The sequence below is a fragment of the Amycolatopsis mediterranei genome (assembly GCF_026017845.1).
Classification (GTDB): Bacteria; Actinomycetota; Actinomycetes; order Mycobacteriales; family Pseudonocardiaceae; genus Amycolatopsis; species Amycolatopsis mediterranei.
Map to the genome: position 1 here is coordinate 2,724,157 of NZ_CP100416.1, position 23,328 is coordinate 2,747,484.

23 protein-coding genes are annotated in these 23,328 nt (G+C 71.3%); 15 read left to right on the forward strand and 8 right to left on the reverse strand.

Annotated features, from left to right (window positions below; genetic code table 11):
* Nucleotides 1–46 precede the first annotated feature (46 nt).
* The 7 genes from ISP_RS13070 (at nucleotide 47) to ISP_RS13100 (ending at nucleotide 8,063) form a co-directional block, all read left to right on the forward strand.
* On the forward strand, nucleotides 47–712 hold the full coding sequence (locus ISP_RS13070) for a DUF2461 domain-containing protein (RefSeq protein WP_013224341.1): 666 nt from the start codon (nucleotides 47–49) through the stop codon (nucleotides 710–712).
* A gap of 91 nt (nucleotides 713–803) precedes the next feature.
* Nucleotides 804–2,228, forward strand: a complete 1,425-nt coding sequence (gene pyk / locus ISP_RS13075; protein WP_014466825.1) for a pyruvate kinase — start codon at nucleotides 804–806, stop codon at nucleotides 2,226–2,228.
* Between the two features lie 36 nt (nucleotides 2,229–2,264).
* On the forward strand, nucleotides 2,265–3,161 hold the full coding sequence (locus ISP_RS13080) for an acyl-CoA thioesterase (protein WP_013224343.1): 897 nt from the start codon (nucleotides 2,265–2,267) through the stop codon (nucleotides 3,159–3,161).
* Nucleotides 3,162–3,509: 348 nt separating this feature from the next.
* Nucleotides 3,510–4,412 (forward strand): helix-turn-helix domain-containing protein, encoded by a 903-nt coding sequence (locus ISP_RS13085; RefSeq protein WP_013224344.1) that lies wholly within the window; start codon nucleotides 3,510–3,512, stop codon nucleotides 4,410–4,412.
* Nucleotides 4,413–4,425: 13 nt separating this feature from the next.
* A complete protein-coding gene (locus ISP_RS13090; RefSeq protein ID WP_013224345.1) occupies nucleotides 4,426–4,629 on the forward strand; it encodes a DUF397 domain-containing protein in 204 nt (67 codons plus the stop codon).
* Nucleotides 4,630–4,788: 159 nt separating this feature from the next.
* On the forward strand, nucleotides 4,789–4,998 hold the full coding sequence (locus ISP_RS13095; RefSeq protein WP_013224346.1) for a hypothetical protein: 210 nt from the start codon (nucleotides 4,789–4,791) through the stop codon (nucleotides 4,996–4,998).
* A gap of 50 nt (nucleotides 4,999–5,048) precedes the next feature.
* Nucleotides 5,049–8,063: a helix-turn-helix transcriptional regulator gene (locus tag ISP_RS13100; RefSeq protein ID WP_014466827.1), complete on the forward strand. Its 3,015-nt coding sequence runs from the start codon at nucleotides 5,049–5,051 to the stop codon at nucleotides 8,061–8,063.
* A 141-nt stretch (nucleotides 8,064–8,204) separates the two neighbouring features.
* Here the strand turns inward: ISP_RS13100 and ISP_RS13105 are convergent, their stop codons facing one another.
* From ISP_RS13105 to ISP_RS13115, 3 genes are all read right to left on the reverse strand, one after another.
* On the reverse strand, nucleotides 8,205–9,815 hold the full coding sequence (locus ISP_RS13105; RefSeq protein ID WP_013224348.1) for a succinic semialdehyde dehydrogenase: 1,611 nt from the start codon (nucleotides 9,813–9,815) through the stop codon (nucleotides 8,205–8,207).
* Nucleotides 9,816–9,918: 103 nt separating this feature from the next.
* The gene (locus tag ISP_RS13110; protein WP_013224349.1) at nucleotides 9,919–10,818 is read right to left on the reverse strand and encodes a hypothetical protein; all 900 of its coding nucleotides are present in this window, start codon (nucleotides 10,816–10,818) and stop codon (nucleotides 9,919–9,921) included.
* A gap of 73 nt (nucleotides 10,819–10,891) precedes the next feature.
* Nucleotides 10,892–11,509, reverse strand: coding sequence for a TetR/AcrR family transcriptional regulator (locus tag ISP_RS13115; RefSeq protein ID WP_013224350.1), 618 nt, complete (start codon nucleotides 11,507–11,509; stop codon nucleotides 10,892–10,894).
* A 95-nt stretch (nucleotides 11,510–11,604) separates the two neighbouring features.
* Between ISP_RS13115 and ISP_RS13120 the strand changes: the two genes are divergently transcribed.
* Both ISP_RS13120 and ISP_RS13125 read left to right on the forward strand, forming a co-directional pair.
* Nucleotides 11,605–12,756: an acyl-CoA dehydrogenase family protein gene (locus ISP_RS13120; protein WP_013224351.1), complete on the forward strand. Its 1,152-nt coding sequence runs from the start codon at nucleotides 11,605–11,607 to the stop codon at nucleotides 12,754–12,756.
* 11 nt (nucleotides 12,757–12,767) lie between these two features.
* On the forward strand, nucleotides 12,768–13,904 hold the full coding sequence (locus tag ISP_RS13125) for a CaiB/BaiF CoA transferase family protein (RefSeq protein WP_013224352.1): 1,137 nt from the start codon (nucleotides 12,768–12,770) through the stop codon (nucleotides 13,902–13,904).
* An 8-nt stretch (nucleotides 13,905–13,912) separates the two neighbouring features.
* On the opposite strand, the gene ISP_RS13130 is transcribed toward ISP_RS13125, so the two are convergent.
* Nucleotides 13,913–14,443 carry a GNAT family N-acetyltransferase gene (locus ISP_RS13130; RefSeq protein WP_013224353.1) on the reverse strand — a complete coding sequence of 177 codons (531 nt, stop codon included), beginning with the start codon at nucleotides 14,441–14,443 and terminating at the stop codon, nucleotides 13,913–13,915.
* Nucleotides 14,444–14,670: 227 nt separating this feature from the next.
* The gene (locus tag ISP_RS13135) at nucleotides 14,671–15,444 is read right to left on the reverse strand and encodes a crotonase/enoyl-CoA hydratase family protein (protein WP_176742161.1); all 774 of its coding nucleotides are present in this window, start codon (nucleotides 15,442–15,444) and stop codon (nucleotides 14,671–14,673) included.
* A gap of 101 nt (nucleotides 15,445–15,545) precedes the next feature.
* On the opposite strand from ISP_RS13135, the gene ISP_RS13140 reads away from it, so the two are divergent.
* The 5 genes from ISP_RS13140 to ISP_RS13160 all read left to right on the forward strand — a co-directional run bounded on the left by ISP_RS13140 (nucleotide 15,546) and on the right by ISP_RS13160 (nucleotide 18,403).
* The gene (locus tag ISP_RS13140) at nucleotides 15,546–15,713 is read left to right on the forward strand and encodes a hypothetical protein (protein ID WP_014466828.1); all 168 of its coding nucleotides are present in this window, start codon (nucleotides 15,546–15,548) and stop codon (nucleotides 15,711–15,713) included.
* A 360-nt stretch (nucleotides 15,714–16,073) separates the two neighbouring features.
* Complete coding sequence (locus ISP_RS13145; RefSeq protein WP_013224355.1) at nucleotides 16,074–16,556, forward strand: hypothetical protein; 483 nt, start codon at nucleotides 16,074–16,076, stop codon at nucleotides 16,554–16,556.
* A gap of 122 nt (nucleotides 16,557–16,678) precedes the next feature.
* The gene (locus tag ISP_RS13150; RefSeq protein ID WP_013224356.1) at nucleotides 16,679–17,587 is read left to right on the forward strand and encodes a lytic transglycosylase domain-containing protein; all 909 of its coding nucleotides are present in this window, start codon (nucleotides 16,679–16,681) and stop codon (nucleotides 17,585–17,587) included.
* A 65-nt stretch (nucleotides 17,588–17,652) separates the two neighbouring features.
* Entirely contained in the window at nucleotides 17,653–18,048 is a 396-nt protein-coding gene (locus ISP_RS13155; RefSeq protein ID WP_378251314.1) for a hypothetical protein, read from the forward strand.
* Nucleotides 18,049–18,061: 13 nt separating this feature from the next.
* Nucleotides 18,062–18,403 (forward strand): DUF3817 domain-containing protein, encoded by a 342-nt coding sequence (locus ISP_RS13160; protein ID WP_013224358.1) that lies wholly within the window; start codon nucleotides 18,062–18,064, stop codon nucleotides 18,401–18,403.
* Here ISP_RS13160 and ISP_RS13165 read toward each other — a convergent pair.
* Entirely contained in the window at nucleotides 18,381–19,814 is a 1,434-nt protein-coding gene (locus ISP_RS13165; protein ID WP_013224359.1) for an MFS transporter, read from the reverse strand. The genes ISP_RS13160 and ISP_RS13165 overlap by 23 nt on opposite strands.
* Nucleotides 19,815–19,949: 135 nt before the next feature.
* Between ISP_RS13165 and ISP_RS13170 the strand changes: the two genes are divergently transcribed.
* The gene (locus ISP_RS13170) at nucleotides 19,950–20,513 is read left to right on the forward strand and encodes a TetR/AcrR family transcriptional regulator (RefSeq protein WP_013224360.1); all 564 of its coding nucleotides are present in this window, start codon (nucleotides 19,950–19,952) and stop codon (nucleotides 20,511–20,513) included.
* A 19-nt stretch (nucleotides 20,514–20,532) separates the two neighbouring features.
* Here the strand turns inward: ISP_RS13170 and ISP_RS13175 are convergent, their stop codons facing one another.
* Together ISP_RS13175 and ISP_RS13180 are read right to left on the reverse strand one after the other, a co-directional pair.
* Nucleotides 20,533–22,125 carry a solute symporter family protein gene (locus tag ISP_RS13175; RefSeq protein ID WP_013224361.1) on the reverse strand — a complete coding sequence of 531 codons (1,593 nt, stop codon included), beginning with the start codon at nucleotides 22,123–22,125 and terminating at the stop codon, nucleotides 20,533–20,535.
* Nucleotides 22,122–22,544, reverse strand: coding sequence for a DUF485 domain-containing protein (locus ISP_RS13180; RefSeq protein WP_013224362.1), 423 nt, complete (start codon nucleotides 22,542–22,544; stop codon nucleotides 22,122–22,124). Before ISP_RS13180 ends, ISP_RS13175 begins: the two co-directional genes overlap by 4 nt.
* Nucleotides 22,545–23,328 lie beyond the last annotated feature (784 nt).

Sequence of the window (23,328 nt, forward strand, 5' to 3'; positions counted from 1 at the left end):
GGGGCACCGGCAGAACTTGTCGGTGCCCCCGTTTACTGTCGCGGGCGTGACGTTCAGCGGATTCGGCGAGTACGCCGTCGACTTCTTCGACGGCCTCGTGGAGGACAACTCCAAGCCCTACTGGGACGACCACGTCGAGACCTACAAGTCCGACGTCCGCGCGCCGATGGAGGCGCTGCTGGCCGAGCTGGCGCCCGAGTTCTCCGACGGCTTCGGCGAGCCCAAGGTGTTCCGCCCCTACCGGGACGTCCGGTTCGCCAAGGACAAGACGCCGTACAAGACCCACTGCGGCGCGGTGATCGAACAGGGCCGCGGCGGCGGCGCCTACTACGTCGAGGTCGGGCCGGAGGGCCTGCGCGTCGGAGGCGGCTGCTTCCACCTGGCGTCCGACCAGATCGCCCGGTTCCGCCAGGCCGTCGACACGGAGCTGCACGGCGAATCGCTGCGGAAGATCCTCGCCAAGCTCGAGCGGGCGGGCTGGGAGGTCCGGGGAGATCGGCTCAAGTCGAAGCCGCGCGGCTTCGACGCCGATCACCCCCGGCTGGACCTGCTGCGCTACCGCTCGGTGTACGCGGTCCGGGTGTGGGAGCCGGACGACGTCCTGCACGAACGGGGCGCGCTCGACCGGGTGAAGAAGGCGTGGCGGCAGGTGCGCGAGTTCAACGAATGGGCCCGCGACCGGGTCGGCCCAAGTGAACAACCGCGCCGCTGACCGCGCCTGACCAGGCAGGGTTCTGAACACTTTTCTGAACATTCGGGATCGGTACAGACGTACGAGCGAAGAGGGTCTACGCTATGTGGACGTGAGCCGACGCGCGAAGATCGTTTGTACCCTGGGCCCTGCCACCGCGACCCCGGAGAAGATGCGGGCCCTGGTGGATGCCGGCATGGACGTGGCCAGAATGAACTTCAGCCACGGCAGCCACAGCGACCACAAGCAGGTCTACGACCTGATCCGGGGCGCCGCCGCCGACAGCGGCCGCGCGGTCGGCATCCTCGCCGACCTGCAGGGCCCCAAGATCCGCCTGGGCACGTTCGCCGGCGGGCCGGTCGAGTGGCACAACGGCGACATCGTCCGGATCACCGTCGAGGACGTCGCCGGCACCCACGACCGGGTCTCGACCACCTACAAGGGCCTGGCGCGGGACGCCAAGCCCGGCGACCGCCTGCTCGTCGACGACGGCAAGGTCGGCCTGGTGGTCCGCGACGTCGAGGGCCAGGACGTGGTCTGCGAGGTCACCGAGGGTGGCCCGGTCAGCAACAACAAGGGCGTCTCGCTGCCCGGCATGGACGTCTCCGTGCCGGCGCTGTCCGAGAAGGACATCGAGGACCTCGAGTTCGCCCTCGAGCTGGGCGTCGACTTCATCGCCCTGTCCTTCGTCCGCTCGCCGGCCGACATCGACCTGGTCCACCAGGTGATGGACCGGGTCGGCAAGGGCCGGCTGCCGGTCGTCGCCAAGATCGAGAAGCCCGAAGCCGTCTACAACCTCGAGGCCATCGTGCTGGCCTTCGACGCGGTGATGGTCGCCCGCGGCGACCTGGGCGTCGAGCTGCCGCTGGAGCAGGTCCCGCTGGTGCAGAAGCGCGCCATCCAGATCTGCCGCGAGAACGCGAAGCCGGTCATCGTCGCGACGCAGATGCTCGAGTCGATGATCAACAACTCCCGGCCGACCCGCGCCGAAGCGTCCGACGTCGCGAACGCGGTGCTCGACGGCGCCGACGCGCTGATGCTGTCCGGCGAGACCTCGGTCGGCCGGTACGCGATCGAGGTCGTGGAGACGATGGGCCGGATCATCGAGGCGGTCGAGACCGACTCGCCGATCGTGCCGCCCCTCTCGCACGTCCCGCGCACCAAGCGCGGCGTCATCTCCTACGCCGCCCGCGACATCGGCGAGCGGCTCAACGCGAAGGCCCTGGTCGCGTTCACGCAGTCCGGTGACACCGTCCGCCGCCTCGCGCGGCTGCACACCCGGCTGCCGCTGCTGGCCTTCACGCCCGAGGACTGCGTCCGCAGCCAGCTGTCGATGACCTGGGGCACCAACACCTACATCGTGCCGCGGGTGGAGTCGACCGACCAGATGATCCAGCAGGTCGACCACGCGATGCTCGAGATGGGCAAGTACCAGAAGGGCGACCTGGTCGTCATCGTGGCCGGTTCCCCGCCGGGCACCGTCGGGTCGACCAACCTGATCCGCGTGCACCGCCTCGGTGAAGACGACCACGCATAAGGGACGCGTCACCCGTTCAGCACATAGGGTCTGGCCATGACTGAATTGGCCAGGACGGCCGCCACCGAACTGGAGATCCCGGGTGGCGGCCAGCCGGTGCTCGACCGCCTGATCGCGCTGCTCGACCTGGAGAAGATCGAAGAGAACATCTTCCGCGGCGTCTCGCCCGCCCACTCGCCGGTGCGGGTGTTCGGCGGGCAGGTCGCCGGTCAGGCGCTGGTCGCGGCCGGGCGCACCGTCCCCGAGGAACGCCGGGTGCACTCGCTGCACGCGTACTTCATCCGCGGCGGCGACCCGAGCGTGCCGATCGTGTACGAAGTCGACCGGATCCGGGACGGCCGGTCGTTCACCACGCGGCGGGTCGTGGCGATCCAGCACGGCAAGGCGATCTTCTCCCTCTCGGCGTCGTTCCAGACCGAGGAACCGGGCATCGAGCACGCCGAAGTCATGCCCGAGGGCGTGCCGGCGCCGGAGACGCTGCCGACGCTGATGGAACGCGCCGAGGGCTACGCGATCGGTGCGCACGCCCGGCCGCGGCCGATCGACCTGCGGTACGTCAACGAGCCGCCGTGGGTCACCCGCGAGACCGGCGAGCGGCCCGCGCGCAACCAGGTGTGGATGCGCGCCGACGGCAAACTGCCCGACCAGCAGCTGCTGCACGTCTGCGTGCTGACCTACGCCTCGGACATGACGCTGCTGGACTCGGTGCTCGCGCGCCACGGCGTCTACTGGGACACCGACAAGGTGCTCGGGGCCAGCCTCGACCACGCACTGTGGTTCCACCGGCCGTTCCGCGCGGACGAGTGGTTCCTCTACGACAGCGCCTCGCCGACGGCGTCCGGCGCCCGCGGTCTGGCCACCGGCCGGTTCTTCGCCGAGGACGGCACGCTGATCGCCACGGTCGTCCAAGAAGGACTCTTGCGCGTCTTGTGAAGTTCGCCGGGAAATCACCCGCACGGGCGACGAATGGTCCGAATATCCGTCGCCGGAAAAGGGCATTCGGCCCGGGTGAGGGGCCGGGACCGATCGGGGGACGGCCCCGGACCCCTCCGTGTGATGATCGCGCGGCACTCCGCGCGGTCATCGTCTACCCTGCTCAGAGGCCAGTCGAAGCCACGGCTGGCCGACTGTCGGGCGCCCGCTGCAGTGCAGGGTGCGAGGATACGAGAGCATTCTGCAAATTGCAGATCCGGTGCCGGAATCAACGCTCGCCAATGCTCCACCCCCTCCGCGCCCGGCTGGTTGGATACCGCAAGTACGTCGACATCCGGAGGTACCGCGATGGCCAGGGGACAGAGCCCCACCGTTCGCCGGCGGCGGCTCTCGGGCGAGCTGCGCCGGCTCCGCGAGGCCGCGGACCTCACCATCGACGAGGTGGGCGAGAAGCTCGAATGCTCGGCCTCGAAGATCAGCCGCATCGAGACCGGCCACGTCGGGGTCACCCCGCGTGACGCCCGGGACATGCTGGCCCTCTACGGGATCGTGGGCGACGAGCAGGAGGCACTCGTCCAGCTGGCCAGGGAAGCCCGCAAGCGGGGCTGGTGGCACGCGTACAACGAGGTCTTCACCGGCACCTTCGTCGGGCTCGAAGCCGACGCCAGCTCACTGCGCGCGTTCCAGGCCCTCCTGGTGCCCGGGCTGCTGCAGACCGAGCGGTACGCCCGCGCGGTGATCCGCGCGCTGCGGCCGGACGCCGACGACGCCGAGATCCGCCGCCGCGTCGCCGCCCGGATGGCCCGCCAGGAACTGCTGTCCGAAACCCCGCCACCCGAGTACTGGGCCGTGATGGACGAAGCCGTGCTGCGCCGCGTGGTCGACGGGCCCGAGGTGATGGCCGAGCAGCTCTACCGGATGGTCGCCGTCGCCGAAAAACCGAACGTGACCGTCCAGGTCGTGCCGTTCGGTGCCGGCGCGCACCCCGGCATGGAAGGCCCCTTCCTCATCATGGGCTTCCCCGAACAGGCCGATCCGGACGTCGTCTACGTCGACGACAGCACGTCCAGCGGCCTCTACCTGGAGGAACCCACAGACGTGCGGCGCTACGGGCTGATGTTCGACCATCTGCGCGCGGCCGCACTGAAACCGGACGACTCGGTGGACCTGATCGCCGAGGCGGCCGGGCGGTTCGCCGAACAGGCGGCCGTACCGGGTCCGGTGCACCATCCGGAACCGAGGACACAGTAAGGGAGTGGGGACCATGGAAACAGAACTCTCCGGAGCGCGGTGGCGCAAGAGCAGCCACAGCGGCGGCGGCAACGACTGCGTGGAGGTCGCGTTCGTCGCCGGTGGTGCCGCGGTGCGCGACTCGAAGGACCCCGAAGGGGGTGCGTTCCGCCTGCCCGCGTCGGGTTGGCGGGGGCTGCTGGCCGCGGTGCGGACCGGTGGCCCGGCGCACGACTGAGGCGCTTGGGAAAAGACCCCTTACCCCCGCCGAGCTGGGCTCGGCCGGGAGTAAGGGGTCTTTTTGCGCGATGCCTGCGTGATCACCCGATGCCTGAGGTGTCCCCTCAGGACGAACCTGAGTGCTACCAGACGGAGAACACAGGGACAGGGGAACACGATGCACAGCGATCTCATGCTCGACGCGGTCCGGGCCGAAGCGGCCTACCGGAACGAGGAACTGCTGAAGGCCGGGCGCAGCGCCTGGGCCGTCCGCGCCCGCCGCGCCGTCCGCCACCTGCGGGCCGCGCACGCCGATGTCGAGGTACCGGCGCAGGAGCGCCGCGAGGTCGAGCGGGAGACCGCCGGCGCTGCCAAGACCGCTCGGTGAAAGTGTCGAAGGCGATAAGCGGTCGGAACTTGTCGGTGGGGTGAGCAAGAATGCTCCTCGTGCCCCGACTCGGCTCCGGAATCCCGCTCGTCGCCCGTACCCACGAGATGCGGCGGCTCCGCGCCGCCTTCGCCAGGGCCGAACGTGGCGAAGCCGGCGCGGCGCTGCTCTCGGGGGACGCCGGGGTCGGCAAGACCCGGCTGCTGACCGCGCTCGGCGAGCACGTCGAAGCGTGCGGTGCGCTGCTGCTCACCGGCCGCTGCATCGACGTCCGCGAGGGCGGTCTTCCTTATCTTCCGTTCGCCGAGGCGCTCGCCCCGCTGGGCAGCGCGACGGACCCGGCGGTCGCCGCCGCGGTGCGGGCCCGGCCCGCCCTGGGGCGGCTGCTGCCGCAGGGGCAGGGCCTGGAAGAACCGCGCCCGGCCGAACACCCGCCGATGACCTCGAACGACCGGGAAACCATGGTGCGTCCCCGGCCGGAGCAGGATCTCGGTCAGCTGCAGTTGTTCGACGCGGTACTGGGGGTGCTGACCGAGATCGCCGAGGCGCGGCCCGTGGTGATCCTCCTGGAGGATCTCCACTGGGCCGACGCCTCGACCCGCAATCTGCTGTCCTTCCTGCTCAGCCGGCTGCGGGCGCAGCGGTTGCTGGTCGTGGGCAGCTACCGCGAGGAGGACGTCCACCGGCGGCACCCGCTGCGCGGCCTGCTGTCCGAGCTGGTCCGGCTCGCCACCGTCGAGCGCGTCGACCTGCAGCCCTTCGGCGCGGTCGACGCCCGCAAGTTCGTCGAGGCGCTGGCCGACGAGCCGCTGCCGGCGGACGTCGTGGCCGACATCGTCACCCGCTCCGAGGGCAACCCGTTCTTCGCCGAGGAGCTGCTCGCCACCAAGACCGAGTGCAACGACCTGCCCGCCGGGCTGGCCGAGGTGCTGCTGTCCCGGCTCGAGCGGCTCTCGCCGGACGCCCGCCGGGTCGCGCGGGTCATCTCGGTGGCCAACGAGCCGGTGATGCACGCCGCGCTCGCCGAGGTCTCCGCGCTGGGGGAGCTGGAGCTCGACGAAGCGCTGCGGGAAGCCGTCCAGCACCACGTATTGGTGGTGCTCTCGGACGGCTCGTACACGTTCCGGCACGCGTTGCTGCAGGAAGCGGTGTACGGCGACCTGCTGCCGGGGGAGCGGTCGCGCACACACGCGGCGTACGCGGCGCGGATCAAGGCGCGGCCGCAGGGCCGCGGCCACGACGCGAAGCTGGCCTACCACTCGATGCAGAGCAGCGATCTGGCCACCGCGCTGCCGGCGTTGCTGCGCGCGATGGACGAGGCCGAGAAGCTCGGCGCACCCGGGTCGGCGCTGCAGCACGTCGAACAGGCACTGTCCATTTGGGACGCCGTCGCCTCGGCGGACCGGCCGGACGGGGTGGACGAGCTGAAGCTGCTGTACGAAGCGTCGTACTTCGCGGGAACGTCCGGTGAGCCCGAGCGGGCCGCGGCGTTCGCCCGCTCGGCCACCCAGGCACTGACCGCCGACGTCCCGCACGATCGCGCCGCGAAGGTGTGGCGGCGGCTGGCGGACGCGCTGCTCGCGCTGGAGGGCACCCTGGACGAGGCGGTCGCCGCCATCGACCGGGCCTGGGACCTGGTCAAGGACACCGAGCCCAGCTCGGCGCGCGCCTGGGTGCTGGCCAGCCGGGCCGGGTTCCTGCGGATCCTCGACCAGCCCGAGGCTGCGCTCGACAGCGCGCTCTCCGCGGTCGCCGACGCGCAGGCGGTCGGCGCGGCCGGTGCGGAGGCGTCGGCGCTGGTCACCCTGGGCACGCTGGCCGACTCGCGGGGCGACGCCGCCGAAGCCCGGGAACGGCTGCGCCAGGCCGAATGCAAGGCGCGGGACGTGGGCGCGTACAACACCGAGATCCGCGCGACCTACTTCCTGGCGTTGAGCCACGACGACCAGGGCGACTTCGCGGCCGCGCTGGAGCACGCCACGCGCGGGGTCGCGCGGGCCGAAGAAGCCGGGCTGAGCTGGAGCGTCTACGGGCTGGAGCTGCGGGCGCGGCAGCTGATGCTGCGGTACCTGATGGGCGACTGGCCGGACGAGAGCGCCGGGCGCGCCGGGCGCGGGGTGTCCAGCGCGGTCGCGGCGCGGATCCTGGCCATCTGGTCGCTGTTCGTCGTCGCCCGCGGCCGGCTGGACGAAGCCGCGAAGCTGCTCAGCGGGATGCGGCAGCACTGGACGGCGGACATGCAGATCCCGCTGGCGGCCGGCGGCGCCGGGATCGAGCTGGCGTACTGGCGCGGCGCCCACGCCGAAGCCGTGCGCCAGGCCGAAGACCTGATCGGCTGGCTGGAGCGGATCGAACCCGGCCTGCTGGCCGGCATCCGGATCGCCGCGCTCGGCGTGTCCGCCGCGGCCAGGCTGGCCGCCGAGGCCCGCGTCCACGGCGACCAGGCCGCGGCCGAAGCCGCCGTGGCGGCCGGCGAACGGTTGCTGGCGCACGGCCGGATGTGCTCGGTGGTCGGCCAGCCGCGTTCGGGAACGCTCGGTCCGGAGGGTCGCGCGTGGCTGGCCCGCCTGGAGGCGGCGGCGAGTTGCCTGTCCGGCCGGGGCGACACCCAGCTGTGGGCGGCCGCGGTGGCGGCGTTCGGCTACGGCGCCGTCTACGAGCAGGCGGTCTGCCGCTGGCACGAAGCCGAAGCCCGGCTGGCCGAGGACGCCGAAGCGGGCGCGGCCCTCGAAGCGGCCCACGCGGTGGCGGTCCGGCTCGGCGCGATCCCGCTGCGCGACGCCGTCCGCGACCTGGCGCACCGGGCCCGCGTCGAGCTGGCGGGCCTCGAACCGGCGCCCCCGGCCCGCACGGTCACCGACCCGCTCACCGACCGCGAGCGCGACGTCCTCGAGCGCGTCGCACTCGGCCGCACGAACCGCCAGGTCGGCGAAGAGCTCTACATCAGCGAAAAAACGGTCAGCGTCCACCTTTCGCGCGTGATGGCCAAACTGGGCGCCAGCCGCCGCGCGGAAGCGGTCGCCATCGCCTACGACCGCGGCCTCCTCACCGCCCCCACCGCGTGATCAGAAGGTCAACTCATGTGATCGAGAGGTCGACACGCGTGATTGAAGGGTCGACACGGCCGAGCCTGAGGGGTTCGCCGTGTCGACCCTCAAATCACGAGTGCTGACCCTTCAATCACGTGAGTTGACTCTTCGATCACGTCAGCGCGGGAGGCGGCGGAGGGCTTTGAGGCCGAACGTCATGCCTCGGGACCACAGTGAGCCCGGGATCGCGCGCGGCGGGCGGAGGGCCAGGCCGCGCTGGAGCGCGATCGACTGGGACTCCGTGTACTTCAGCAGGCCTTCGGCGCCGTTGCGGCGGCCGACGCCCGAGTCCTTCATCCCGCCCATCGGGACGCCGACGCTGCCGAACGTCGCCGCGTAGCCCTCGTTCACGTTGACCGTCCCGGCCTTCAGCCGCGCCGCGACCTCCCAGCCCGCGCGGCCGTTGCGGGACCAGACGCTGGCGTTGAGCCCGAACGGCGTGTCGTTGGCCCGCTCGATGGCGTCGGTGACGTCGGTGTAGCCGTAGATCGAGACGACCGGCCCGAACGTCTCCTCCGCGAACGGCAGCATGTCCGGGGTGACGCCGGAGAGCACCGTCGGCTCGTAGAACAGCGGCCCGAGGTCGGGCCGCGCGCGGCCGCCGGTCAACACCGAAGCGCCCTTCGCGCGGGCGTCCTCGACGTGCGCCGACACCGTCGCGAGCTGGTCTTCCGACGTCAGCGAGCCCATCTGGGCGTGGTAGTCCAGCGCGCCGCCGAGCCGCAAAGCCGCCGTGCGCGCGACGAACGCACGGGTGAACTCCTCGCGGATGTCCTCGTGGACGTAGATCCGCTCGACCGACACGCACAGCTGCCCGGCCGAGGAGAAACACGCCGTCACCGCGCCCGTCGCGGCCTTCGCGACGTCGGCGTCGGGCAGCACGACCATCGGGTTCTTGCCGCCGAGTTCCAGCGAGTACGACGTCAGCCGCTTCGCCACCTGGCCCGCCAGCTCCTTGCCGGTCGGTGTGGAGCCGGTGAAGCAGAGGTAGTCCGACTCCTCGACCAGCGCGGTGCCGATCTTCGAGCCGCGGCCGAGCACGATCTGCCAGGTCCCGGCGGGCAGCCCGGCCTCCTCGGCGAGCTCGTGCAGCCACAGCGCCGAAAGCGCGGTCTGGTTGTCCGGCTTCTGCACGACGGCGTTCCCCGCGGCCAGCGCCGGCAGGACGTCCATCGCGGTCAGAGCCAGGGGGTAGTTCCACGGCGAGATGATCCCGACGACGCCCTTGGGGTGACGGACCTCGCCCGCGCGGGTCAGGCCGGGGATGACGCCGGCGACCCGGCGGGGCGCGAGGAGCTTCGCCGCGTGCTTGCCGTAGTAGGCCGCCACCAGCGCGGTCGCGCTGACCTCGTCGAACGCGTCGAGCCGCGCCTTGCCGGCCTCGACCTGGACCAGGTCCAGTACCTCGTCCTGCCGGGCGAGCACGAGGTCGTGCAGGCGGGTGAGGACGCGGGCGCGCTCGGCGGGGGAGCGGTCGGCCCACGCCGTCTGGGCCGTGCGCGCGTCCGCGAACACCGCCCGGACGTCGGCGTCGGTGGCCTGCGGCAGCGTCGCGATCGGCAACCCGGTGAAGGGCGCCCGCATCCGGATCGGCGCGGAGTCCGCGCCGCCCGTCACGCGGGCGACGAGCCGGGCCGCCCGCGCCGAGCCCGGCGCCCCGGCGACGCCGCCGACGGTGGGCGGCAGCGAGGGGTCTTCGACCGCGTTCGCGGGGGTCGTGCTGGTCATGACGTCTCCGTTCCGGCGGAGTCCGCGCGACGTCGCGCAGGGGTTACCGACGAGTACACCATACCGTCGGTACGTCAGATGTCCAGCGTGATGTGAATAAGATTCACGTCTTGGGCGGGTGCAGCGGCGGCAGCTGGTAGTTCGGTTCCGTCGGTTCCTGCTGAACCGGGTGCTGCTGAGCCTGCGTGGCGCCGCCGTAAGGATCGTCGGGCTGCTGCGCCGGGAACGGCTGCGACGCCGGGCCGCCGTACGGAGGCGGCTGCGGGCCGGTCTGCGGCGGTGGCGGGGCCTGGGCGGGGAACGGCTGCGACACCGGCTGACCCGGGTAGGGCTGCCCGTACTGCTGGGGCGGCACCGGGTACGGCCGTGACTGCTGCTGGTAGGGCCCGGACGGTGGGCCGGCCGGCGCCGCGACGGGGGGCCGGCGCCCGGCCAGTACCGCGGCCACCAGCGTCAGCAACGCGACGATCCCGCTGCCGATCAGCAACCAGAACCCGATCCCGGTCGTGTAGTGCGACTTGAGCGCCGGCTGGTCGCTCTCGTAGCTCAAGGTCGCCGAGACGTCCATGCCGAGCATCCACACCGCCGCGGCCACTCCGGCGGCTCCGGCCACCAGCGTCGTCCGGGCGGCCGAGCGCACGCCGGGGCCCGCCGAGCGGCGTGCGCCGGCGAGCGCCAGCCCGGCCCCCGCGAGCAGCACCACCGCGGCCGTGGTGAGCGGGATCCCGTACCGGGCGACGTGGGCGTTGTCGTAGAACTGCTTCGTCTGCTCGTCGGGCTCGACGGTGAACGAGCGCGACCAGGCGCTGATCGTCTGGCTGCTCTCGGTCTTGCCGTCCACCACCTGCTCGAACGACGTCTGCGGCAGGAAGGACCCGGCGATCACCAGCACCGCGGCGAGGGCGCCGAGGATCGCGGCCAGCAGCCGGAAGACGGCGCCCGGGTCGGCAGGCGGCTGGGCGGGTGGCGGGCCGTACGGGTACGGGTACGGGGCGGCGGTCATCGGAACTCCCCTCGTTCGGAGGGGATTGGACCACGAAATCCGCCTGCGGATAAGGGGCAAAGCACCCTGGTGGTCAGCTCGGCGCAGCGGTGGCGTCCTCGTAGAGCAGGACGGCGATGCGCTTCCACTCCTCCAGGAGCTGCCGGCGCCGGTGCGGGGCGCCGCCGAGCTCGGCGTCCAGCGCCAGTCCGCGGGTGAGGTTCACGGTGAGCCAGAACAGCATCTCCGCCCGCTCCGGCGGGAGCTCGCCGGCGACCTGCGTGACGTGCTCGAGCGTGGCGCGGCCGAGCGCGCGGTCGACCGGGCGGATGGCCGCGCGCAGTTCGGGATCGGTGCGGGCGGCGACCCACAGTTCGGTGACGGCGGTGGAGAGCGTGCCGGAATAGCCGGCCCACAGCAGGTCGATCGCCGCGGCGACCCCGCTGCCGCCACCGGGCAGCTCGTCCAGTGACTCCGCGAGCCGGCGGCGCAGCTTCGTCGTCAGGTGCTCGACCGCGGCCGCCATCAGCTCGGCCTTCGCGGTGAAGTGGTGCTGCACGGCGCCCTTCGACACGCCCGCGCGGGCGCAGATCTCCTGCACCGACGTGCGCGCGTAGCCGACCTCGACCAGGCAGTCGATGGTCGCGTCGAGCAGCGCCGTGCGGGTCTGCTCGCGCCGCTGCGCCTGGGTCCGGTGCGTCGTCTCGGTCACCGCGGCCTCCCTGCTTTACCTACAGGCCGGTACGGATGTACATTCCGATCAGAACTTACATGCTGAGCGTCATGTTTTCCAGCAGGAGGGTCCCCGTGCCACTGCAACTGCCGAAGAGCTCGTGGAGCACGACCGAGCTCGACGACCTCCGCGAACTCGTCCGGTCGTTCCTGCAGAAGGAAGCCGTCCCGCACCAGGAACGCTGGGCGGCGGCGAAGAAGGTCGACCGCGAGCTGTGGACGAAGGCGGGCGACGTCGGCCTGCTGTGCCTGTCCATCCCCGAGGAGTACGGCGGGGGCGGCGGCACCTTCGCCCACGAGGCCGTCCTCTACGAAGAGCAGGCGCGCGCCGGCGACGGCGCGTGGGGCGTCACCGTCCACAATGGAATTGTCGCGCACTACCTGCTCGCCTACGCGTCGGAAGACAAGAAGCGCGAGTGGCTGCCGAAACTGGCCAGCGGCGAAATGGTCGGCGCGATCGCGATGACCGAGCCCGGCACCGGCTCGGACCTGCAGGGCATCAAGACGCGCGCGGTCCGCGACGGCGACCACTACGTCCTCAACGGCGCGAAGACCTTCATCACCAACGGCCTGCACGCCGACCTCGTCGTCGTCGCGTGCAAGACCGACCCGGACGCGGGCGCGCAGGGCGTGTCGCTGATCGTGGTCGAGACCGACACGCCGGGCTTCCGCCGCGGCCGCGTCCTCGACAAGGTCGGGCTCAAGGGCCAGGACACCGCCGAGCTGTTCTTCGACGACGTCCGCGTGCCGGCCGGCAACCTCCTCGGCGACGCCGAGGGGCAGGGCTTCATCCAGCTGATGCTGCAGCTGCCGCAGGAACGGCTGATCATCGCCGTCACCGCGGTGGCCGGGCTGGAGGCGGCGGTCGACCTCACGCTCGAGTACACCAAGGAGCGCACGGCGTTCGGCCGGCCGATCTTCTCCTTCCAGAACACCAAGTTCAAGCTCGCGGAGGCGGCGACCGAAGCCGCGGTGGCGCGGGCGTTCCTCGACCAGTGCATCGAACGGCACCTCAAGGGCGAGCTCGACGTCCAGGGCGCGGCGATGGCGAAGCTGTGGACCACCGAGCGCGTCAACAAGGTCATCGACGACTGCGTGCAGCTCTTCGGCGGCTACGGCTACATGACCGAGTACCCGATCGCCCGCGCCTGGGCCGACGTCCGGATTTCCCGGATCTTCGGCGGCACCAGCGAAATCATGAAGGAAATCATCTCCCGCTCGCTCTGAGAGGACCGACTATGAAGGCAGGTCCGCTCGGCGGCCTGAAGGTGGTGGAGCTCGCCGGCCTCGCGCCCGGGCCGTTCGCCACGATGATCCTCGCCGACCTCGGCGCCGACGTCGTCCGCGTCGACCGCGCGCAGCCGGGGGAGGACGTGCTCGGCATCCCGGCCGACCCGCTCGCCCGCGGCCGCCGGTCCGTCGGCGTCAACACCAAGACGCCCGAGGGCGTCGAGCTGGTGCTGAAGCTGTGCGACACCGCCGATGTCCTCATCGAGGGGTTCCGGCCCGGTGTCGCCGAGCGGATCGGGCTCGGCCCGGACGTCGTGCACGCCCGCAACCCGCGGCTGGTCTACGGCCGGATGACCGGCTGGGGCCAGGACGGGCCGCTGGCGAAGGCGGCCGGGCACGACATCAACTACATCGGCATCGCGGGGGCCCTCGAACCGATCGGGCGCGCGGGGGAGCGGCCGGTGCCGCCGCTGAACCTCGTCGGTGACTTCGGCGGCGGCGGGCTGCTGCTGGCGATGGGCGTCCTGGCCGCGTTGTACGAACGGAACACGTCCGGGCGCGGCCAGGTCGTCGACGCGTCGATGGTCGAGGGGGCCGCGCTGCTCACCACGAGCCTGCACGGCATCAAGGCGGCCGGCCTCTGGTCGGGGGAGCGCGGCGAGAACATGCTCGACGGCGGCGCGCCGTTCTACGACACCTACGAGACGGCGGACGGCAAGTACGTCGCCGTCGGCGCGATCGAGATGCGGTTCTGGAGTTCGCTGGTGCAGGTGCTCGAGCTCGACCCGGATTCGCTGCCGCTGCACGTGGACAAGACGCAGTGGCCCCGCCTTCGGGAGATCCTCGCGGCGGCGATCGGCAAGTTCACGCGTGACGACCTCGTCGCGCGCGCCGAAGGCACCGACGCGTGCCTGACGCCGGTGCTGTCACCGGCCGAGGCGGCGTCGCACCCGCACAACGCGGCGCGCGGCACGTTCGTCGAGATCGGCGGCATGGTCCAGCCGGCACCGGCGCCGCGGTTCGACCGGACGCCGCCCTCGACGCCGGAAGCACCGCGTGCCAAGGGATCCGACACCGAAGCGGTGCTCGCCGAACTGGGCGTCACGGACCTCGACGCGCTGCGTGCGGCGGGCGTGATCGCCTAGCGCTTCCCCTAGTTCTTCGCCAGGTCGGAGCGCACGACCGAGTAGACGACGTGGTCGCGCCACTCGCCGTCCCGGAAGCCGTAGCCGCGAAGCACGCCTTCGCGGGTGAAGCCGGCCTTCTCGAGCGAGCGTTGTTCGGCACGGTTGCCGGTCTCGGTCGTCGCTTCGACCCGGTTGAGCTGGGTGTGGGCGAAGAGGTAGCCGACGAGCAGGCGCTGGGCTTCGGTGCCGTAGCCGTGGCCGCGTGCTTCCGGGACGAGCACGAGGCCCATGTTCCAGCAGTAGGACGTCGGCCCGGTCCGGCTGCGGTGCCAGGAGACGACCCCGAGGACGCGGCCGCCGAGCGTCGGTACGAGCATGCCGGTCTCGGCGGTGAGCATCCCGGTTTCCAGCCACCGGCGGCGCAGGTAGCCGGGATCGTGCCAGCCGAACCACTGGTGCTCACCGCTGGCGACGGGGTCGTTGGTCAGCCGTTCCAGGAAGCCGAGATCGCTTTCGGCCACCGGCCGGAGCTCCACTCTGACACCGTCGTCGTCCATCCGGAGACCTTATCGGCCGCTTGACCGGAACCGGCACGCCCGCGCGGCGGATCGCCCGGTCGAGGCAACCCCCGTGACTGAGCGGATATCACCTGTGATGGAACCGCCGACACGCGTGATCCAGAAGTCGACACGCGTGATCCGGAGGTCGACACGGCGAAACCCGAAGGCCCGGCCGTGTCGACCCTCCAATCACGCGAGTTGACCTCCCAATCACGAGTGATGCGTCACGTGAAGGTGCCGTGGCGGCCCTCGCCGTCGGTGAAGCGGGCCGCGCCTTCGACCGCCTCCGCTGCCAGGACGCCCTCGCCCATTGCCGCGGCGAACTCGGCCGCCAGTGCGTCCTCTTCGGACTCGCCCCACTGGGCCAGCGCCGAGCGGCGGTCGCCGCGCAGGCAGGCCTGGGGGAAGGCCGCGAGCTGCCGGGCCAGCTCCTGCGCCGCCGTCACCGCCTCGCCGGCCGGCACCAGCCGGTTGGCCAAGCCGATCTCGACGGCCTCGGCGGCGTCGACCGGCCGGCCGGTGAGGATCAGGTCCATCGCGCGCGACTGGCCGATCAGGCGCGGCAGCCGCACCGTTCCGCCGTCGATCAGCGGGACGCCCCAGCGGCGGCAGAACACGCCGAACACCGCCGTGGCGTCGGCGACGCGCAGGTCGCACCACAGCGCGAGCTCGAGCCCGCCCGCGACGGCCGGCCCGTGGACCGCCGCGATCACCGGCTTGCCGAGGGTCATCCGGGTCGGTCCCATCGGGCCGTCCCCGTCCGGGTGAGTGCGGTTCACCCGGTCGGTGCCGATCGCCTTGAGATCGGCTCCCGCGCAGAACGCGCCGCCGGCTCCGGTGAGCACCGCGACGGCCGCGTCCGGGTCGGCGTCGAACACGCGGAAGGCGTCGGCCAGCTCCGCCGCCGTGGGCCCGTCGACGGCGTTGCGCGCGGCCGGGCGGTCGATGGTGATCGTCGTCACCGCGCCGTCCCGCTGCACCAGCACGTTCCGGGACACGGCCGCTCCTGAGGTGATCGAGGTGTCTTCCACGCACCCCTTCCCTACAGTATTGGGGTGGCCACTCCCAGGACGGGGACGGCGAGCCGGGGAGGAAGCGCATGTCGGGCGGCGTGAAGAAAATTCTCATCGTGGGCGTGGTCGCCCTCGTGCTCTTCCTCCTGATCACCCAGCCCACCCAGTCCGCCGACTTCGTACACCGCGTGCTCGGCTGGCTCAAGGACGGCGCCGAAGCGATCGTCACGTTCTTCCGCGCCCTCTTCTCCTGACCTGGTGCTTCTCCGTACCGGCGCCGCCACGGGCGGTGCCGGTGACTACCCTGCGTGTTAACGGACGGTAAATCACCCAGTGTCACCAATCTCGGATTTCGGACTCCGACGCTCGACCATCCGGGTGGATTGCGGCCGTAAACGCGCAGGTCGTCGAATTCGTGGCACCCGGGGTCTGGCGAAGACGACCACCCCGGCCCTACGGTGCTCACATTGCGTGATCGGGTGGTTCGCCCTCCCCCCGGAGACCCCCGGTACGCAGGCAGTTTCCACTCAGCAAGGTGCAGGTTGGTGCGTGCGGCACCGCCGCGTGGGACAGGCGTCAGGGCCTGTCCGTCGGGGACCTACAAGGAGGCAGGGATGACCGGAGATCCCGGAGTGGACGCGTTGATCCGGCAGTGGGCCGCCGAGCGCGAGAGGACTCCCGAGGAGCAGGAGGTCGACCGCATCGCATCCGCGTGGCTGGCCGACGCACCGGCGCAGGCTCCGGGCATTCCCGGCCAGCGTGCCCGGACCGGACAGTCGCGGTTCGTCCCCGTCGAGTCGGCCGATCCCGGCTACCTCGCCGCGATGCGCAGCCGGCTGCCGGAGGTGCCCGAAGAGCTCCTCACCGCCGCCGCGGGCTGGTGGCAGATGGTCGGCGGCGTCGCCGAAGCCGAGGAGTGGTGGGACGCCGGCATCAGCCCGCTCGACCAGCGGGCCCTCGACTACCGGGCGGCCGGGCTCGCGCCGTCCGACCTGAGCCGCCGGCTCGGGCCGATGACCGTCCTGCAGCACCTGCGTCGCGGCAGTGCCCCGGCCTGGTGCGTGGCGCGGCTCGCGCGTCAGCAGAAGTCCGCCTGAAAGACGGTTTCCACCCGGCCGGGTGACCCGGTGTGGTGAGACGATCGGGACGACCCGCGTAACGCCAACCTGCGCGGGCTCGTTGACCGTTCGTCGATACCACGCTGGAGGACCGGAGTTTCGTGCGCACCAGGACCGGAAAGACCGAGGACGACCCGATCGGCCCGAGTGCCGAGGAAGCCGCCTCCGCCGCACCGGCACCGCGCTCTCCGGGCGTCGCCGTGCTCACCCGGCTGCTCGTGGTCCTCGCCGTGCTGGCGGTGGCCGGCGGCGGGATCTGGCTCATCACCCGCGCGGCGACGCCGGTGGCGAGCCCGACCACCACCGAAATCCCCGCCTTGCAGGTCAAGGCGGCCGACGTCCGCCCGGGCTCGGTCGCCCCGGCCGGCGGCGCGGTGGCGGGCGGGGCCGAGCAGCAGACGTCTCCCCAGCAGGCCCGCAGCACGGGTCCGGCAACGCTGTCCCAGTGGGCGACCCAGGTCGCGGCGGCCACGGGTGTCCCGGCGCGGGCCTTGCAGGCCTACGGCAACGCGGAACTGGCGATGCGCGCGGACCAGCCGGGCTGCAAGATTTCGTGGGCCACGCTCGCGGGCATCGGCCGCATCGAGTCCAACCACGGCCAGTACGCGGGCGCGGTCCTCGGCGCCGACGGCCGCCCGTCCAAGCCGATCATCGGCGTCCCGCTCGACGGATCGGCCGGCGTCCAGGCGATCGGCGACACGGACGGCGGCCGCTACGACGGCGACGCCGGGGTGGACCGGGCGGTGGGCCCGATGCAGTTCATCCCCGGCACCTGGCGCAAGTGGGCCTCCGACGGCAACGGCGACGGCCTCGGCGACCCCCAGCAGATCGACGACGCGGCCTTGGCGGCGGCGCGGTACCTGTGCGCGGGCGGCCGCGACATGGCCGGGCCGAGCGGGTGGTGGGCGGGGATCCTGTCCTACAACAACTCGACGGAGTACGCGCAGAAGGTGTTCGGCTTGGCGGACGGGTACGCGAAGGCCGCCCAGTCGGTGCGCAAGCAGGGCTGAGAGCCCGGCCACGCGGCCTGCGGTCGGACGTTCCCTCTCAGGCGGCCAGTGCTAGCGTCGGACCCGTGCCAGCTTCCCCGCCACCGGCCGCCTCCCCGTGGGGACGGCGGATCGCGATCGTCGCGACCTGCCTGGTGAGCCTGCTCGTCTGCTGCGGGCTCGCCTGGTGGCAGTGGGACCGCTTCACCTCCGCGAACGGCACCTTCCAGAACCTCGGCTACGTCCTGCAGTGGCCGCTGTTCGGGCTCTTCCCGGCCTTCATGTTCTGGCGGATCCGCAAACTCCGGGAAAAGGCCGAAGCCGAAGAGCCCGGGCAGCAGGAAGTCAAGCCCGCGGTGCCCGCCCCCCGCCCCCGTCCGGTCGTCGCCGAGGCGACGACCACCGACGAGGACGAGGAGCTGGCCGCCTACAACCGTTACCTGCGCGAGCTCAACGCCCGCGACCAGCAGGCCGCAGAGTGAGGACGACGACCCGATGACCACCAGCACCGAAGGCGCCCGGACCGCCGTGCCGCTCGCCGGCCCCCTGGTCCGGTTCCGCACCGCCGCCTACGTCACCGGTGTCGGCCTGCTGGGCCTGTGCTTCGTGATGGTGTTGCGGTACGCCTTCGGCAACCCGACGCCGTCGGCGATCTACTCGCCCATCCACGGTGTGCTGTACATGATCTACCTGGTGCTCACCATCGACCTGGCGATCAAGGCGCGCTGGTCGATCAAGGGCACCGTGCTCGTGCTGCTGGCCGGCTGCGTCCCGTTCGTCTCGTTCCTCGTCGAGCGCCGGGTGACGCACAAGGTCAAGGCCGGGCAGAAGCTGTAGCCGGAAGCTGACGGCGGAAGGTCAGCGCCACGAGCACCGTGCAGGCGGCGAACACCGCGGCCGTCGCGAACGCCGCCGTCATGCCGTCGACCGTGAGCTGCGCCCCGGTCGAGCCCGACGAGCGGGTCACCGAGCCGAACACCGTGACCAGGACGCCCAGCCCGAGCGTGCTGCCGACCTGCTGCATGGTCTGCAGCACGCCGCCCGCGGCGCCCGCGTCCTCGGCGGGAACCGTGGCCATGATGATCACGTTCAGCGGCGCGAACGCCAGCCCGCCGCCCAGTCCCATCAGCAGCAGTGGCCCGAGCAGCGCCGGGAAGTACGTGCTGTCGGTGGTGAGCAGCGCGAGCCAGCCGACGCCGGCCACCATCAGCACCGACCCGGTGAGGGCCAGCGGCTTCGGCCCGTAGCGGGGGAGCAGCCGCGGCACCAGCCGGCTCATGGTGAAGATCAGCGCCGCCATCGGGAGGAAGGCGAACCCGGTGGCCAGCGCGGCGAAGTGCCGGATGTCCTGCATGAACTGGGTCAGGAAGAAGAACATCGACATCATCGCCATCGGCGCGAGGAAGAAGTTGACGTAGGCCGCGCTGCGGTTGCGGTCGGCGAACAGCCGCAGCGGCACCAGCGGCAGCGCGGTGCGGGCTTCGATGGCGACGAAGCCGGCGAGCAGCGCCAAGCCGGCGGCGAGCGAGCCGAGCGTCACCGGGTTGCCCCAGCCGTCGGACGCGGCGTGGGTGAAGGCGAACACGAGCGAGCCGACGCCGAGGGTGCCGGTGACCGCGCCGGGCAGGTCCAGGTGCGCGCGGCGGCGTTCGGGTTCGGCCACGAACCGCGGGGCGAGCAGGGCGATCGCCAGGCCGAACGGGACGTTGATGAACAGCGCGGCGCGCCACGAGAACCATTCGGTGAGCAGGCCGCCGACGATCAGGCCGATCGCGAAGCCGCCGCTGGACATCGCGGAGAACAGCGCCAGCGCGCGGACGCGGGCCTTGGGCTCGGTGAACGTCGTCGTGACCAGTGCCAGGGTGCTCGGACCCGCCATCGCGGCGCCGACCCCCTGCAGGACGCGGGCGGCGATGAGCAGCGCAGCCGAGCCGGCGAGCCCGCCGGCCAGCGAAGCGAGCGTGAACACGGTGATGCCCGCGACGAACATGCGCCGACGGCCGAACAGGTCGCCGGCCCGGCCGCCGAGCAGCAGCAGGCCGCCGAAGACGAGGCTGTAGGCCGTCATCACCCAGGACAGGCCGGTGGGGGAAAACCCCAGGTCGGACTGGATGCGCGGGAGCGCGACGTTCATCACCGTCGCGTCGAGGACGAGCATGAGCTGGCAGGTCAGGATGATCGCGAGGACCAGCCCGCTGCGGTGGGGGCGCGCCGGTGCGGGCGCGCGGTCGAGCGTCTGCTGGGACAAGGGATACTCCCCCGAGGAGTAAGAGAAGAAGCGGAGATCTTCTCCGCTTGGGTCTGATCCGATAATATGGAGAGCGTCTCCGGATGCGCAAGTGAATTCGGAGAATCTCTCCGGTTAAGTGGCGAGGAGGCCGGGATGCCCGAGGTGGGTGAGCGTCCGATGCGCGCGGACGCGCGGCGCAACTACGAGCGCATCGTCGCGACGGCGAAGGACCTCTTCACCGCCCACGGCGCCGACGTGCCGCTGGACGACGTCGCGAAGAAGGCCGGCGTCGGCGCGGGCACCCTCTACCGGCACTTCCCGACCCGGGAGAAGCTGTTCGAAGCGGTCTACCGCGACGAGATCACGGTGCTCGCCGACCGCGCGTTCGTGCTGCACGACGAGCTGCCGCCGTGGGAGGCCCTGAAAGCGTGGCTGCTCGCCCAGGTCACCTGGGTGGTCGAGCGGCACAAGCTGGCGACGATCCTCAAGGAGTCCATCGATTCCGGCTCGGAGACGTTCCAGTACTGCCAGAAGCGGCTTCGCGAAGCGACTGGAGTGCTCGTCGAAGCGGCGCAGGAGGCCGGGCTGGTCCGCCCGGACGTCGTCGGTGCGGACGTCCTCCGGCTGGGGCACGGCGCCGGGATGGCCGTGCGCAACTGCAGCCCGGACGACGGCAAGCGCGTGCTGAACGTGATCCTGGACGGCCTGCGCGCCTGACGCGGGCCGCCCGCCCGGATCAGCCCCCGATGCCGGTCATCGAGCGGACCTCCATCTCGGCCTGCTTCTCCGCGTCCGCCTTCGGCCGGCCCACCAGCGTTCCGACGAACCCGCACAGGAACGAGAACGGGATCGACACCAGGCCCGGGTTCTTCAGCGGGAACCAGGCGAAGTCGAAGCTCTTGAAGATCGAGTCGGGAGCGCCCGAGACCACCGGCGAGAACAGCACCAGCAGCAGGCACGCGATCAGGCCGCCGTACATGCCCCACAGCGTGCCGGTGGTGTTGAACCGCTTCCAGAACAACGAGTACAGCAGCGTCGACAGGTTCGCCGACGCCGCCACCGCGAACGCCAGCGCCACCAGGAACGCGACGTTCTGCCCGTTCGCCAGCACGCCGCCGACGATCGCCAGCACGCCCACCACGATCGCGGTCATCCGCGCCACCCGGACCTCGTCCGCCGGCTCGGCCTTGCCGCGCTTGAAGATGTTCGCGTAGACGTCGTGGGCGAACGAGGCCGACGCGGTGATCGTCAGCCCGGCCACCACCGCGAGGATCGTCGCGAACGCCACCGCGGCGATCACGCCCAGCAGCAGCGTCCCGCCGATGTGCAGCGCCAGCAGCGGCGCCGCCGAGTTCTCCCCGCCCGGTGCGCTCTTGATCTCGTCCGCGCCGACCAGCGCCGCCGCGCCGAAGCCGATCACCAGCGTGCACACGTAGAAGATGAGCATGCAGACGGTGGCCCAGACGACCGAGCGGCGCGCCTCGAAGGAGTTCGGCACCGTGTAGAAGCGCATCAGCAGGTGGGGCAGCGACGACAAACCGAGCACCAGGGCCAGTGCGAGCGACACGAAGTCGAGCTTGGTGGTGTCGTCCTGGCCGTAGGAGCCGCCCGGTTCCAGGAGGTGCTCGCCCAGCGGGCTCTTCTCGGTTGCGGCCGAGAGCAGGTTCGAGAAGCTGAAGCCGAACTTGCCGAACAGGAAGACCGCGATCAGCACCACGGCCAGCATCAGCACGCCGGCCTTGATGATCTGCACCCACGTGGTGCCCTTCATCCCGCCGACCAGCACGTACAGCACCATGACCAGGCCGACCACGCCGATCACCAGCGCCTGCCCGAGCCGGGTGTGGATGTTGAGCAGGAGCGCGACCAGGCCGCCGGCGCCCGCCATCTGCGCCAGCATGTAGAACAGCGAGATCACCAGGGTCGACGTCGCCGCCGCGGCGCGGACCGGCCGCTGGTTCATCCGGAAGCTGACGACGTCGCCCATCGTGAACCGGCCGGTGTTGCGCAGCAGCTCGGCGATCAGCAGCAGGTCGACCAGCCAGGCGACCAGGAAGCCGATCGAGTAGAGGAAGCCGTCGTAGCCGTGGACGGCGATCGCGCCCGCGATGCCGAGGAACGACGCCGCCGAGAGGAAGTCGCCGGAGAGCGCGATGCCGTTCTGGCGGCCGGTGAAGGCACTGCCCGCGGCGTAGTAGTCCGACGTCGAGGAGGTCCGGCTGCCGGCCCGGTAGACGACGTACAGCGTGATCGCCACGAACAAGGCGAACACGACAGTGTTGACGACGGGGTCGCTGGCGGCCTGCCCGCCCGCGGCGAGCGCGGTCATCGGCGCTTCTCTTCCGTCAGGCCCGCTCGCGCCCGCAGCTGGGCGACGCGCGGATCGAGCCGGCGGCGCGCGTAGCGCAGGTAGAGCCAGGTGATCAGCGCGGTGCTGACGAACTGGCTGAGTCCGAGCAGGATCGCGACGTTGACCTCGCCGAACACCTTGCGGCTCATGAAGTCGTGCGCGTACGCGGCCAGCAGCACGTACGTCATGTACCAGGCGAAGAAGGCGAAGCTCAGCGGGAAGACGAAGCCGCGGAACCGGCGGCGCAGCGCGACGAACTCGGGGCTCGCCTGGATCGCGGGGTAGTCGGGGCCCGCGGGGGTGGTGGACCGGCTGGGTGGGGCACCGGCCGGTGTGACCGGGATCCGGCTCGTTTCCTCGAGGGCGTTGGCCGGCGTGGGCCGCGCTACGTCGTACATGGTGCCTCCGGCAGGGTGCCTCCGTGGCGGCGGGCCCGGGCGCCTGCGGGCAGGGTGCCGGGCCGCCCTTGCGGACTGCGAGGGCACATCGTAACTACGCCATCCGGCGGCAGCCGAAGGCGGCCGGACCGTCCGGTCGGTCCGGGAGCCGGTATTCGTTTCCCCGACGCGGGTGTCGAATGGGTGACCGGCGACAACACCGGTCACAACACTGGTGAGTGGGCAGTGCGGAGAACGTCCGTAATGCCGAAAAGAATTGTGACGGGACGTTGCGGGAGCGACAGTGCACTGCGGCGAACGGGGTAACGGCACCGGTCGTCTCCCCGACGTGGTTACGGAAAGTAGCCGTTTTCGGGGCTTGATCCTTCTCGCGGGTGGCTCGGCCGCCGGATGGACGGCGAAGATCCACTGGTCAGCGCCGGGTTCCGAAAGAAATCACCAGGCCGGGGCGGGGGAACGCGGAACGCCACAACATCGGGCACATCTTGAGACTTGACCCACCCGTTGGTGGTACGCAGTGTAGATCGACCGAGGGATGCTGCTACCCTGCCTGGGCTAATCGGGTGATGGTCGGCGGCGACGAGTCCACGCGTCCGGTAACCGGAATTCCCTCTTCGGGGGCGGTGAGGCGAAATGTCCTGGCCGGTGTCCGGTTGCGAAAGCGCTTTTCGCAGGTCAGCGCCCGAGTGGGGAACACAATTGACCGGCACGGCATCGGGGGTACGATTCTTTGGCCCAGCTGACCGCAGCGATCGATTGGCACCGATTAAGTTGATCTCGATCA